At 71.2% G+C, this 12,628-nt stretch carries 12 protein-coding genes; 8 read left to right on the top strand and 4 right to left on the bottom strand.

Annotation, left to right across the window (positions count from 1 at the left end; translation table 11 throughout):
* Positions 1-56 precede the first annotated feature (56 nt).
* The 8 genes from AYO52_RS00825 to AYO52_RS00790 all read left to right on the top strand — a co-directional run bounded on the left by AYO52_RS00825 (position 57) and on the right by AYO52_RS00790 (position 8,668).
* A complete protein-coding gene (locus AYO52_RS00825) occupies positions 57-911 on the top strand; it encodes a mycofactocin-coupled SDR family oxidoreductase (protein ID WP_061227410.1) in 855 nt (284 codons plus the stop codon).
* Positions 912-1,002: 91 nt separating this feature from the next.
* A complete protein-coding gene (locus AYO52_RS00820) occupies positions 1,003-2,649 on the top strand; it encodes a FadD3 family acyl-CoA ligase (protein WP_067711801.1) in 1,647 nt (548 codons plus the stop codon).
* A complete protein-coding gene (locus AYO52_RS00815) occupies positions 2,646-3,422 on the top strand; it encodes an SDR family NAD(P)-dependent oxidoreductase (protein ID WP_067711798.1) in 777 nt (258 codons plus the stop codon). The genes AYO52_RS00820 and AYO52_RS00815 overlap by 4 nt, the downstream gene beginning before the upstream one ends.
* A gap of 84 nt (positions 3,423-3,506) precedes the next feature.
* Positions 3,507-4,454, top strand: a complete 948-nt coding sequence (locus AYO52_RS00810) for an enoyl-CoA hydratase (RefSeq protein ID WP_067711795.1) — start codon at positions 3,507-3,509, stop codon at positions 4,452-4,454.
* Between the two features lie 4 nt (positions 4,455-4,458).
* The gene (locus AYO52_RS00805; RefSeq protein WP_067711792.1) at positions 4,459-5,628 is read left to right on the top strand and encodes an acyl-CoA dehydrogenase family protein; all 1,170 of its coding nucleotides are present in this window, start codon (positions 4,459-4,461) and stop codon (positions 5,626-5,628) included.
* 18 nt (positions 5,629-5,646) lie between these two features.
* Positions 5,647-6,663 (top strand): acyl-CoA dehydrogenase family protein, encoded by a 1,017-nt coding sequence (locus tag AYO52_RS00800; RefSeq protein ID WP_067711789.1) that lies wholly within the window; start codon positions 5,647-5,649, stop codon positions 6,661-6,663.
* On the top strand, positions 6,660-7,823 hold the full coding sequence (locus AYO52_RS00795; RefSeq protein ID WP_067711786.1) for an acyl-CoA dehydrogenase family protein: 1,164 nt from the start codon (positions 6,660-6,662) through the stop codon (positions 7,821-7,823). The genes AYO52_RS00800 and AYO52_RS00795 overlap by 4 nt, the downstream gene beginning before the upstream one ends.
* 23 nt (positions 7,824-7,846) lie before the next feature.
* Positions 7,847-8,668 (top strand): inositol monophosphatase family protein, encoded by an 822-nt coding sequence (locus AYO52_RS00790; protein ID WP_067711783.1) that lies wholly within the window; start codon positions 7,847-7,849, stop codon positions 8,666-8,668.
* On the opposite strand, the gene AYO52_RS00785 is transcribed toward AYO52_RS00790, so the two are convergent.
* From AYO52_RS00785 to hsaC, 4 genes are read right to left on the bottom strand one after another with little or no spacing between them, the layout of a single operon-like run.
* Positions 8,665-9,861 carry a sulfotransferase gene (locus tag AYO52_RS00785; RefSeq protein ID WP_067711781.1) on the bottom strand — a complete coding sequence of 399 codons (1,197 nt, stop codon included), beginning with the start codon at positions 9,859-9,861 and terminating at the stop codon, positions 8,665-8,667. The genes AYO52_RS00790 and AYO52_RS00785 overlap by 4 nt on opposite strands.
* Entirely contained in the window at positions 9,858-11,063 is a 1,206-nt protein-coding gene (locus AYO52_RS00780) for a hypothetical protein (protein WP_082923660.1), read from the bottom strand. Before AYO52_RS00780 ends, AYO52_RS00785 begins: the two co-directional genes overlap by 4 nt.
* Positions 11,060-11,644: a 3-hydroxy-9,10-secoandrosta-1,3,5(10)-triene-9,17-dione monooxygenase reductase subunit gene (gene hsaB, locus AYO52_RS00775; protein WP_067711778.1), complete on the bottom strand. Its 585-nt coding sequence runs from the start codon at positions 11,642-11,644 to the stop codon at positions 11,060-11,062. Before hsaB ends, AYO52_RS00780 begins: the two co-directional genes overlap by 4 nt.
* Positions 11,645-11,704: 60 nt before the next feature.
* Positions 11,705-12,607 carry an iron-dependent extradiol dioxygenase HsaC gene (gene hsaC / locus AYO52_RS00770; protein ID WP_067711775.1) on the bottom strand — a complete coding sequence of 301 codons (903 nt, stop codon included), beginning with the start codon at positions 12,605-12,607 and terminating at the stop codon, positions 11,705-11,707.
* Positions 12,608-12,628: the final 21 nt, after the last annotated feature.

The raw sequence follows: 12,628 nt of genomic DNA, 5'->3' as shown, positions 1-12,628 counted from the left end.
GCTTGGTTTGCCGGAACCGCCCTCCGCCCACGCCGGGATCGGTTTGGATGACGCCCATGAACTCCCCGTCTCAGCCCCTGTCCGGCAAGGTCGCCTTCATCACCGGCGCCGCGCGCGCCCAGGGCCGGGCCCATGCGGTCCGCCTCGCCTCGGAGGGCGCCGACCTCGTCGTCGTCGACGTCTGCGCGCCCGTGTCCGGGTCCGCCACCTATCCCGCACCCACGCCGGACGACCTGGCCGAGACCGTCCGCCTCGTGGAGGAGACCGGCCGGCGCGCGATCTCGGCGGTCCTCGACATCCGCGACCTGGGCGCGCTGCAGGATCTCGTCGCCCGCACGATCTCCACCTTCGGACGGTTGGACATCCTGGTCGCCAACGCCGCCGTGCTCAGCTGGGGGCGACTGTGGGAGATGCCGGAGGACGACTGGGACACGGTCATCGGCGTCAACCTCAGCGGCACGTGGCGGACGATCCGTGCGGCGGTGCCGGCGATGATCGAGGCGGGAAACGGCGGGTCGATCATCATCGTGAGCTCGTCCGCGGGCCTCAAGGCGACGCCCGGGAACGGGCACTACTCGGCCTCGAAGGCCGGCCTGGTGGCGTTGACCAACGCCCTCGCACTCGAGGTGGGCGAGTTCGGCATCCGCGTCAACTCGATCCACCCCTACTCGGTGGACACGCCGATGATCGATCCCGAGGGCATGGCCGACCTCTTCGGCCGCTTCCCGTCGTTCCTCCACAGCTTCTCGCCGATGCCCCTGAAGAACGCCCGCGTGGACGGCGCGAGCACGCTCGCCGACTTCATGCCGCCCGAGGAGGTCTCCGAGGTGGTCTCCTACCTCGCCGGCGACGGTTCGCGGTCGATCTCCGGCGTCCAGCTCACGGTCGACCGGGGAGCGCTGAAGTACTAGGTGAGAGCACGCACCAGACCTGACCAAGCACTTGCTTGGTAGAGTTGCGCCCGCATCACCCGCAGTCCGCAGCCCCACCGAGGAGTCCGCGATGAACCCGACCGACGACACCGCGCCCGCCCAGGGCGCCCCAGTCGAGACCACCCCCGCCGCACTGCGTCGCGCGGCCCGGTCGTGGCCGGAGCGCGAGGCGATCGTCGACGTGCAGCCGGGCCAGGACACCCGCTGGACGTGGGCGCACCTGCACGACGAGGTCCGCCGGTTCGCCGCCGGCCTCGTCTCGCGCGGGATCGCCCCCGGTGACCGCGTGGTGATCTGGGCGCCCAACACCCGCCACTGGGTGGTCGCGGCGCTGGGCGTGCAGTTCGCGGGAGGCACCGTCGTCCCCGCGAACACGCGCTACACCGGGAGCGAGACGCTCGAGATCATTCAGCGCACCCACGCGGTGGCGGCCGTGGTCGCGGGGACGTTCCTCGGCACCGAGCGGATCGTCGACCTCGTCGACGCCGCCGGGGCCGCCGACGCCGCCGGGGCCGCCGCCGGCCCGCTCGCGGCGGCCACCTCCCTGCGCACGATCGTGCGCATCCCCCTCGACGCCGGCGACACGGTCCCCGCGGGGGCCGGCGCCGCCGGGGGCGTCGACGTCGTGGACTTCGACGACCTCCGCGCGCTGGCCACCGAGGAGCTGCTCGCCGCCGCGGACGCGCGCGCCGACGCGGTGACCGGGGACGACGTGGCCGACATCCTCTTCACCTCCGGCACCACCGGCAAGAGCAAGGGCGTGGTGGCCCTGCACCGGCAGACCGTCGCGGGTTCGCGCGCGTGGGGCGGCAACAACGGGCTCACGGAGCGGGACGGGTACCTCATCGTCAACCCGTTCTTCCACAGCTTCGGCTACAAGGCCGGCTTCCTGGCGTGCGTGCTGTTCGGCGTGACGATCGTCCCCCTGGCCGTCTACTCGACCACCGAGACCATGCGGTTGATCCGGGACGAGAAGGTCACGATCCTCACCGGGGCACCGACGATCTTCCAGACCCTGCTCGACGACCCCACCCGCACCGACTACGACCTGTCCTCGCTGCGGGTGGCGGTGACCGGCGCCTCGGTGGTGCCGGTGGTGCTCATCGAGCGGATGCAGTCCGACCTGGGGCTGGAGACCGTGATCACGGCGTACGGGCAGACGGAGACGATGGGCTTCATCACCACCACCCGCACCGGTGACGACGACGTCACGGTGTCCACCACGTGCGGCCGCGCCTACCCGGGCATGGAGATCCGCATCGGCGAGCACGGTGAGATCCTCACCCGCGGCGAGATGGTCATGCAGGGCTATCTCGACGACCCCGAGAACACGGCCAAGACGATCGACCCGGACGGCTGGCTGCACACCGGCGACGTCGGCGAGATCGACGCCGACGGCAACCTGCGCATCACCGACCGGCTCAAGGACATGTACATCAACGGCGGGTTCAACGTCTATCCCGCCGAGATCGAGCAGACCCTGGCCCGCCTGGACGGAGTGGTGGAGACCGCCGTGATCGGTGTCCCGGACGATCGGATGGGCGAGGTCGGCAAGGCGTTCATCGTCCGCCGCGAGGGCTCGACCCTCACCGAGCAGGACGTGCTGGACTTCTGCTCCGAGCACCTGGCCAACTTCAAGCGGCCGCGCACGGTCGAGTTCGTCGACTCCCTTCCGCGCAACGCCTCGGGCAAGATCGTCAAGACCGAGCTGCGATGAGTCCCGGCGCGGTCCTGGTCACCGGCGCCTCCGGTGGGATCGGCGGAGCGGTCGCCCGACGGCTCGCGGACGAGTTCCCCGACGCGCCCCTGGTCCTCGGCTACCGCTCGACCGAGCCCGAGGACCTGGCGCGGGAACTGGGGGCGGAAGCCGTGCGCCTGGCGCCGGGCCACGCCGACGGGGACGGCGGCGGTGACGGCGGCGGTGACGACGACGAGGTGGCCTCGGTGATCGACGGGATCGCCTCCCGACACGGCGGGATCCGCGTACTGGCCCACTGCGCCGGTCCGCACGTGCCCATGGTGCACCTGTCCCGGATCGCGCCGTCCGAGTTCCGCCGGCAACTCGAGGACGACGCGGTCGGGTTCTTCGCGATCGTGCGTCCCGCGCTGGAGCACCTGCGCGCGGTGGCGGGCAACGTCGTCGTCGTCACCACCGCCGCCACCACCCGCTACCCGGTACGCGACGGACTGTCGGCGGCCCCCAAGGGCGCGGTCGAGCAGCTCGTCCGGGGCCTGGCCGCCGAGGAGGGGCGCTTCGGCGTGCGCGTGAACTGCGTGGGCCCGGGGATGCTCACCGACGGGATGGCCGAGCGGCTCATCTCCTCCGGCGACCTCGACGAGCGCGCGCTGGAGGTCACACGCGGCAACATCCCCCTGCGCCGGTTCGGCACGGCCGCCGACATCGCCGAGGCGGTCGCGTTCCTGGCGTCGGACCGCGCCGGGTTCATCTCGGGCCAGAAGCTCGACGTGGACGGGGGTTACGGGGTGTGACGAGAGCCGTCTGAATCCGGCTCGCCGCGCCCGTCCGGTACAGTTACCAACCAAGCACTTGCTAGGTAAGGAGAGTCCCAGGTCATGACCGATGCACCCATCCCCCCGGTCCTCGGGGTAGACGACCTCGGGCCGGACACGCAGCCCGTGGCCTACGAGGTCACCGACGGCACCGCGTACGTCACCCTCAACCGACCGGACTTCCGCAACGCGCAGAACTCGGTGATGACGTACTCGCTGGACAACGCGTTCATCAAGGCCGTCGAGGACGATGCGGTCAAGGTGATCGTCCTGCGGGCCAACGGCAGGCACTTCTCGGCGGGCCACGACATCGGCACGCCCGAGCGCGACCACCACGTCCAGTACCCCAACCGCGCGGCGCTCTGGTGGGACCACACCACCCGCGGCGGCGGCGACCGGCGCCTGGCCCGCGAGAGCGAGGTCTACGTGCAGATGTGCCGCCGGTGGCGGGAGATCCCCAAGCCGATGATCGCCCAGGTGCACGGCGCGTGCATCGCCGGCGGGCTCATGCTGGCCTGGGTCTGCGACTTCATCGTGGCCTCCGACGACGCCTTCTTCTCCGACCCCGTGGTGAAGATGGGCATCCCCGGCGTCGAGTACTTCGCCCACGCCTTCGTGCTGGGCCCGCGCCGCGCCAAGGAGATCCTCTACACCGGTCGCAGGTTCGGCGCCGCCGAGGCGCTGGAGTGGGGGATGCTCAACCACGTGGTCCCCCGCGAGGAGCTGCAGGCCAAGGTCGACTCGATCGCCGAGGAGATCAAGGCAATGCCGGCGTTCGGTCTGACGCTGGCCAAGAAGGTCATCAACTCGAACGAGGACCAGATGGGGTTGCAGACCTCCCTGGACACCGCGTTCGGCTGGCACATGTTCGCGCACTCCGCCAACGCCGAGCCGGACGACACCGACTCGTTCTCCGCCTCCCTGGGCGGTATGGACGCGCGCTCGATGCGCGACAGCGCGAACACCGGCTCGACGGGCGGCGCCGCCCCGACCGGCGAGAAGAAGGACTGACGCCGTGGATCTGGATCTGGACGCATCGACCCGCGAGTTCCGGCTCGAGGTGCGGCAGTGGCTCGAGGCCAACGTGCCCACCGAGCCGCTGCCCCACATGGACACCCGCGAGGGTTTCGAGGCCCACCGCCGGTGGGAGGCGACGATGGCCGACGCCCGCATGTCGGTCGTGTCGTGGCCCGAGGAGTTCGGCGGCCGCGACTGCGGGCTGGTCAACTGGGTGGTCTTCGAGGAGGAGTACTTCCGCGCCGGAGCCCCGCTGCGGGTGAGCCAGAACGGCATCTTCCTGCTGGCCCCGACCCTGTTCGACCACGCCTCCCCCGAGCAGCTGGCCCACATCATGCCGCGCATGGCCCGGGCCGACGACATCTGGGCGCAGGCCTGGTCCGAGCCCGAGGCCGGGTCCGACCTGGCCTCGCTGCGCTCGACCGCCAAGCGCGTCGACGGCGGCTGGGTCCTCAACGGGCAGAAGGTGTGGTCCACCCGCGCGTCGTTCGCCGACAAGGGCTTCGGCCTGTTCCGCACGGACCCGGACGAGCCTCGCCACAAGGGCCTGACCTACTTCATGTTCGACCTGCGGGCCGAGGGGGTCACCGTCCGCCCGATCGACCAGCTCGACGGGCTGCCCGGCTTCGCCGAACTGTTCCTCGAGGACGTCTTCGTGCCCGACGACCCGGCGAACCCCGCCGAGTCCGGCGTGATCGGCGAGGTCAACCAGGGCTGGAAGGTGGCCATGTCCACCGCCAACAACGAGCGCGGCCTCTCTCTGCGCTCCCCCGGACGGTTCCTCGCCACGACCGACCGGCTGCTCGACCTGTGGGGCACCGCCGAGCCCGAGCTCGACGACCGCACCCGTGGATCCCTGGCGGACCGCGTCGTGGACGCGTGGATCGGGTCGCGCGCCTACGAGCTGAGCACCTGGAACACGGTCACGAAACTCACCGGAGGCGCCAACCTCGGTTTCGAGTCCTCCATCAACAAGGTCTTCTGGTCGGACTGGGACATCGCGACCCACGAGACCGCCCTGGACGTCCTCGGCACCGCCGGCGAGCTGGCCGGTGAGCAGTGGATGGACGGCTACCTGTTCGCCCTCGCCGGCCCCATCTACGCGGGCACCAACGAGGTCCAGAAGAACATCATCGCCGAGCGACTCCTCGGCCTCCCGCGCGGCTGAGAAGGCGGTTTTCTGAACATGCAGTTCGCACTCGATCCCGAGATCATCGACTTCGCCGGCAGCATCGACTCCCTGCTGGCCAAGTCCGACATGCCCGCGGTGATCCGCTCGTGGGCCGCCGGTGACACGGCCCCCGGCACCGCCGTGTGGGGCCGCGTCGCCGAGACGGGCGCGGCAGCCCTGCTCATCGACGAGGCCGCCGGCGGCGCCGGGGCCACCGCGGTCGAGGCCGTGGCCGCGCTCGAGGTCCTGGGCCGCCACGCGGTGCCGGGTCCCGTCGTGGAGACCGTCATGGTGGCGCCCCGTATCGCCGCCGCCCTCGACGGGGACTCCGACGCCGGGGACGTGGCCGGGGAGATCGCCGGCGGTGCGCTGGCCTCCGTCGCCGCGCCCGGTGTGTCGCCGTTCGCGCCGGACCCCCACCTCGCGCAGTACCTGTGGGTGGTGTCCGACGACGAGGTGTTCACCGCCGAGGCCGGCGAGACCCGTCGGTCGGTCGACCGGGCCCGCACGGTGGCCACGCCCACCGCGGGCGCCCGCGCGGCCGCGGTGAGCACGACCGACCTCGTCAACCACGGCGCCCTCGGCACCGCGGCCCAGCTCCAGGGCCTCGGGCAGGCCATGCTCACGATGAGCGTGGACTACGCCAAGCAGCGCAAGCAGTACGGCAAGCTCATCGGCGAGTACCAGGCGCTCAAGCATCAGCTCGCCGAGGTCGCGATCGCGCTGGAGATGGCCCGCCCGCTGCTGTGGGCCGGCGCGCTGGCGATCGCCGAGAACCCCGGCGACCCCGACGCCGCGGTCCGCGACGTCTCCGCCGCCCGCGTGGCCGTGGCGGACGCCGCCTACCTGGCCGCCCGCACGGCGCTGCAGGTGCACGGCGCGATCGGCTACACGCTGGAGCACGACCTGGGCCTGTGGCTGACCAAGACCCGCGCCCTGCAGACGGCGTGGGGCACCCAGAGCTACCACCGCGGTCGGGTGCTGGACTCACTGCGCGGCGAGGGTGCCGGAGCCGCGGGGACCGCCCGATGACCGCGCCCGGCACCCCGGCGACCGCCACCCCCGGCGTCGACACCGAGGAGCAGGCCGCGTTGCGGCAGTCCGTGGCCGCGCTGCTGGAGAAGAAGTCGGACTCCGCCGCCGTGCGGGCCGCGTTCAGCTCCCCCGACGGGTACGACCCCGCGCTGTGGGCGACGCTGGTCGACCAGATCGGGGCCGCCGCACTGTCGATCCCCGAGGAGCACGACGGCGCCGGGGCCACCTGGCTGGAGACCCACCTGGTGTGCGAGGAGCTGGGCCGACGCCTCACGCCCTCCCCCATGCTCGGGTCGGCCGTCCTGGCCGCGCAGGCCGTGCTCGCCTCCGGTGACGCCGACGCGTACGCCCGCCTCCTGCCCGGAATCGCCGCCGGCGACTTGTCCGCGCTGTGCTGGGCCGGGCTCGACGGCTGGGCCACCCCGGGTGTCCGCGGCGACGGCACGGCGCAGGGCAATGCCACGCTCACCGGCACCGCCCATCACGTCCTCGGCGCCGACACCGCCGCCACGCTGCTCGTCGTGGCGGTCGCCGGAGACGAGGTCGGCCTGTTCGAGTTGCCCGCCGACGCAGCCGGCGTCACCGTGACCCGCGTGCCGGTGATGGACCCCACCCGCACCCTGGCGCGCGTGGAGTTCGACGGCGCCGCGGCCACCGCGATCCCCACCCGTCCGAGCTTCCTGTCCCGCCTGCGCGCCGCCGCGTGGGCCGCACTGTCGGCCGAGCAGGTCGGTGCCGCCCGCGCCGTACTGGACGCCACCGTGCAGTACACGCAGGAGCGCAAGCAGTTCGGCCGGGTCATCGGGTCGTTCCAGGCGCTCAAGCACCGGATGGCCGACATGTACGTCAAGGTCGAGACCGCCCGGTCGCTGTCCTACTCCGCCGCCGCCTCCGTCGCCGAGGCGCAGGCGCTCGGCGACGGGCCCGCCGCCGACGAGGCGGCCTACGCCGCGGAGATCGAGGCCGCCGCGGCCAAGGTCTACTGTTCCGAGGCCCTGCAGTGGATCGCCGGGGAGTCGATCCAGCTCCACGGGGGCGTCGGCATCACCTGGGAGTACGACGCCCACCTGTACTTCAAGCGGGCCCACGGGACAGCGCAACTGCTCGGACAACCGCACGAACTCCTCGCCGCCCTGGAGGTCGCGGCGGGGCTGTAGCCGGGGCCACTAGAATCACCCGCATGAGCCCCTTCCCCGCGCACGGACGGACCAACGACCAGCGGTCGGCCGAGGACCTCGCGGCCCAGGCCGGTCGCCTGCTCACCGACCTGCGGGTCTCCCGGGTGGCGCCGGAGGATCTCGGTGCGTTCGCGGAGGCCGAGGCGCAGTCCGTCATCATCGACCGACTGGCCGTGGCGAGGCCCGGCGACCTCGTGTTCGGCGAGTGGGACCCCGACTCCCGCGCCCGGCTGGAGGCCGACCGCGTGTGGTTCGTCGATCCCCTCGACGGAGTGCGCTCCTACGTGACCGAGGGCCGCCCCGACTGGGCCGTCCACGTGGCCCTGTGGGAGAAGGACCCCGAGGGTGTCGGCGGCATCACCGCGTGCGCGATCGCCATGCCCGCCTATGGCCGGGTCCTCACCGGGCGCGGCGCCACCACCTATCAACCCACGTCGATCATCCGCGGCCCCCGGCCCGGACCACTGGTGCCGCCCCGCGAGGACGACCGCCTGCGCATCGCCGTCTCCGAGGCCGAGCCGCCCGCGTTCGCCGAGGAACTCGCCGAGGAGCTCGACGCCTCCCTGGTCCACCTCGGATCCGGCGGCGGCAAGACCGCCACCGTGCTCGAGGGTGAGTGCGACGCGTACATCCACACCAGCGGTCACCACCAGTGGGACTCCGCGGCCACTGTGGGCGTGGTGCAGCAACGCGGCCTGCACGCCAGCGCCCTGGACGGCTCCGAGCTGGTCTACAACACCGAGCAGATCGAGTTCCCGGACCTGCTGGTGTGCACGCAGGACGTGGCCGAGACGATCATCGACGCGGTCCGCAGATACCTCTAGCGCTCCAGGCCGCGGTAGCCGGCGAACCGCTCCGCGATCAGCTCCTCGCTGAGCCCGTAGTCGGCGAGCGTGTAGCGGTGCGCGGGGGCGCGGTCGCCGGACAGGCTCTTGTCGTTCTCGGCCACCACGCCCGCGCGCACGTCCTCCGGCAGCTCCGTGCCGACGGCGCCGTAGACGCGCTCCACCACGCCGGCCGGGTCGGCCAGCAGCTCATGGTGATCGACGTCGACGAACGTCGCCCGTGACGTCGGGTCCGCCTCGTGCCGCGCGCGGGCGGCGTCGAAGGTCTCGACGCCCCGCGCCCAGAAGTCCAACTGTGACTCACCTATGTACTCCGGGGTGAACCGCGTGGACCATTCCGCGGCGGTCTTGTGCGCGAGCGAGCACATCGACGCCATGGATTTGCGCGGATCGCGATGCGTCTGCACCACGACCGCGTCGGGGTAGACCTCGAGCAACGCGTCGAGAGCGAACAGGTGACTCGGGTTCTTGAGCACCCAGCGACGCTCGGGATCATTCGCCCCGATGAGCTGGAGGTTCCGCTTGTGCCGCCGGTACGCGGGCACCCAGTCGGCGCCGGCCAGCCACTGCGAGTAGCCGTCGAGCCGGGCCAGGCACTCGTACGACGCCGACGTGAGCGACTGCCGCAGCAACTGCCAGCACTCCTCGAGGTCGTCCGCGGAGATGTAGTGCACGCCGCCGTAGTCGGGGTTCTCGGCCATGAAGCCGGAGTACAGGTCCCGTAGGCCCACGTAGGCGGGGTCGTCCTCCCACTTCTCGCGCGGCGGCCGCGGCTGCGGCACCTCGGTCAACCACAGTTCGAGCCCCTGGTTGGCGGGGTCCGCGCCCAGGAGCCGGTGCAGCGCCGTGGTGCCGGTGCGGGGCAACCCGGTGACGACGACGGGCCGCTCGATCGCCACCTCCGCCCCGGCCGGGTCCGCCGAGAATCCCGCGTTCGCCAGCAACCGGGCGGTGAGCGCGCTCTTGAGGACCGACCGCCAGTACTTGCTGCCGGCCGGGGTCAGGCCCGCGTCGGAGTGCAGGGAGTCCAACAGGATCCCCAGCGCCTCACGGTGCCCGTCCTCGCCGTCGCCGAAGTCCTCGAGTCCGACCGTCCGCGAGGCGCTGGCGTGCAGGTCCTCGACGGTGCCGACATGCACACGGTCGGTGTCGCCTCCGGCCGAGACGGTCATGAGAGCCCCCTCCGGGCGAACGCGTCCTGGCGGGCGGCGATCCGCTCGCGCCACTGCTCCGGCGTCACCCGCAACTCCTCGTACCCGGGCACCTCGTCGGCGAGCCGCTCGAACGGCACCACCTTCACGGTGGGGCCCAGCTCCGGTGTGATGGGATCTCCCACCCGCTGCCAACGGAACTGCATGATGCCCTCGCGGCGGCCCAGCGTCTCGATCCAGTTGGCCAGCCCCGGGTCGCGCTCGGAGGCCACCAGATGGATCAGTCCGTCGGAGGTGACGTGCGCCTGGTCGGCGGTGAGACTGGTCTGGTGATGCACGTACTCCAGCGAGGCGTACCACATGCTGCCCAGCTGGAAGCCCTGGTAGGGCACCCCGGCGACGGGCACAGAGATCACCATGGCCTCGTCCGGACCGAGCTCGAAGACGCCCGCGGACGAGAACTGCGTGGTGAGCCCACCCGGCGTCTGCCGCGGTTCGTTCAGCGTGTTGCGGGCCTGGTCGCCGAAGAACCACTCCGGGAACGCCAGCCACGTCCGCAGCCGCCCGACGAGCGCCTCGGCGAGCTTGGCGTAGAACTTCTCCTGCCCGGCGAGCGTCACCGGCTCCGGTGCGGTGCCGACCGTGTCGAGTCTGCGGATGATCGCCGACCCGGCCTCCTCACGGCTCCAGTCGGAGTACACCTCGCGGACCGCGATCATGGACGATCCCGGGTGGAGCACCACGTAGCCGGCGTCGCCCTCGTCGTCGTCGTACCTCGCCGGTCCCAATCGGAAGCGATACCGGCCGTCGGCGTCGATCTCCAACGCACGGTCGTCGAACGCCGCGTGCGACGCGGCGCGCTCGTCGGCCGAATACGTCCCGGCCATGACCTGGAACGACAGGTCCGCGGTGGTACCGCGCCGACCCTCGATCTCGTACTCGGCGCCGTCGGTGAGGTTGGCGTAGAAGTACAGCGTGTCCGGGTTGTCCAGGCCCATCTTGGTGTACGGGCCCGTGGCCTGGAACAGTTGCGGGTGACTGCGCCCGCGGTGCTGGCCGGTCTCGATGGCCCCCCGGATGGTCCCCATCAGGTAGTCCAGGCCCTCCGCGACGTCCTCCTCGGTGTGGACGTGCGGCGCCGAGCGGATGATCTCCTCCGCCTCGGCCAACGCCTTGGCCAGCGGCTCCGTGGCCCGCCCGACCTCGCCCACCGGCCCGCTCACAGCCACGTGTAGGAGTCGGCGGAGGTGATGAAGTTCTCCAACTCCTCCTGCTCGGGCGTCGGATCGACCACGTCCTCCTCGATGCTGAGGTAGGCACCGCGGTAGAACAGCAGCGGGCGGATGTCGCGCTTGGTCGGGCCGAGGTTATCGACCCGCCCCAGCACGATCCAGTGATCGCCGCCGTCGAGGACCTGGTCGATCTCGCAGTCCAACCAGGCCATGACGCCGTCGATCACCGGCGAGCCCAGCGGGCTGGGCGACCAGTCGATCTGCGCGAACTTGTCGTCACCGCGGCGGCCGAACGTCGAGGAGACGTCCTCCTGTTCCTCGGACAGGATGTTCACCACGAACCGTCCCGCCTTCTCGATCCCCTTCCACGAACCCGAGGTCTTCATCGGGCAGAACAGCACCAACGGCGGCTCGAGCGACAGTGCCGAGAACGACTGGCAGGCGAAACCCACCGGCTTGTCGTCCTCGATCGCGGTGATGACGGTGATCCCCGTACAGAACTGTCCCAGTGCGTCACGCAGTTCACGGCTGCTGAAGGACTGGCCCTCCGGGCTCTCGTCGGTGCTGCTCATGTGGGTCGTCCTCCCTGGACTTTCGGCTCGTGAACTGTCTGCAAGGCCCAGCCTAGGCGGCTACTTGAACCCGACGGAGAAGTCGTGGCCCCACAGGCTCACGGCCGTCGACTCACGCGCCACCCACTTCTCGTCGTCCTCGACCTGCACGCCCTCACAGCCGTACTCGCAGTCGAAGCCTCCGGGCGTCTTCATGTAGAAGCTCAGCATCTTGTCGTTGACGTGCCGGCCGAGCGAGGCCGACATCCTCACCTTCTTGCGCGTCGCCCGGTCCAGCGCCAGCCCCACGTCGTCCGCGGTACCGACCTCGACCATCAGGTGGATGATCCCGGTCGGGCTGGGGAACGGGGTGAACGCCAGCGAGTGGTGCCGCGGGTTGCAGCCGAGGAACCGCAGCCACGCGGGCTCGCCGTCGGCCGGTCGGCCCACGATCTCCGGCGGCAGGCTCATCGAGTCACGCAGCGAGAACCCCAGGACGTCGCGGTAGAACTCGAGCGCCGCGGTCTCGTCCGGGGTGGACAGGACGATGTGGCCCGCACCCTGGTCGCCGGTGACGAACTCGTGCCCGTACGGCGTCGGGATGCGACGGTGCTGCAGCGCGATGGTGTGGTAGATCTCCAGCGTGAACCCGGCCGGGTCCTGACAGGTGATCAGCCCGCGCACCTTGCGGTCGCGCGCCACCTCGGCCGGGGCGTCCTCCCAGGGCACACCGGCCGCGTCGAGGCGCCGCTTGACGTCCTCGAACTCGCCCTCGTTCGCACACTCCCAGCCCACCGCGGAGAGCGTGTCCTCCTCGCCGGGGACGATGATCCACCGGTGCGGATGATCGTCCATCCGGAAGTAGAGCGACTCCGGATCGTCGCCCGCTCCCACCACGAAGCCCAGCACCTTCGTGCCGTACTCGTGCCAGGCGGCCATGTCCGTGGCGAAGACCCGGACATACCCGAAATTGCTGATCGCCATAATTGCCAGTCCTTTCGATCC

The organism is Dietzia sp. 111N12-1 (assembly GCF_001658045.1).
GTDB lineage: Bacteria > Actinomycetota > Actinomycetes > Mycobacteriales > Mycobacteriaceae > Dietzia > Dietzia kunjamensis.
Note: the sequence above shows the minus strand (reverse complement) of the source record. Positions and strands in the feature narration are given on the sequence as shown.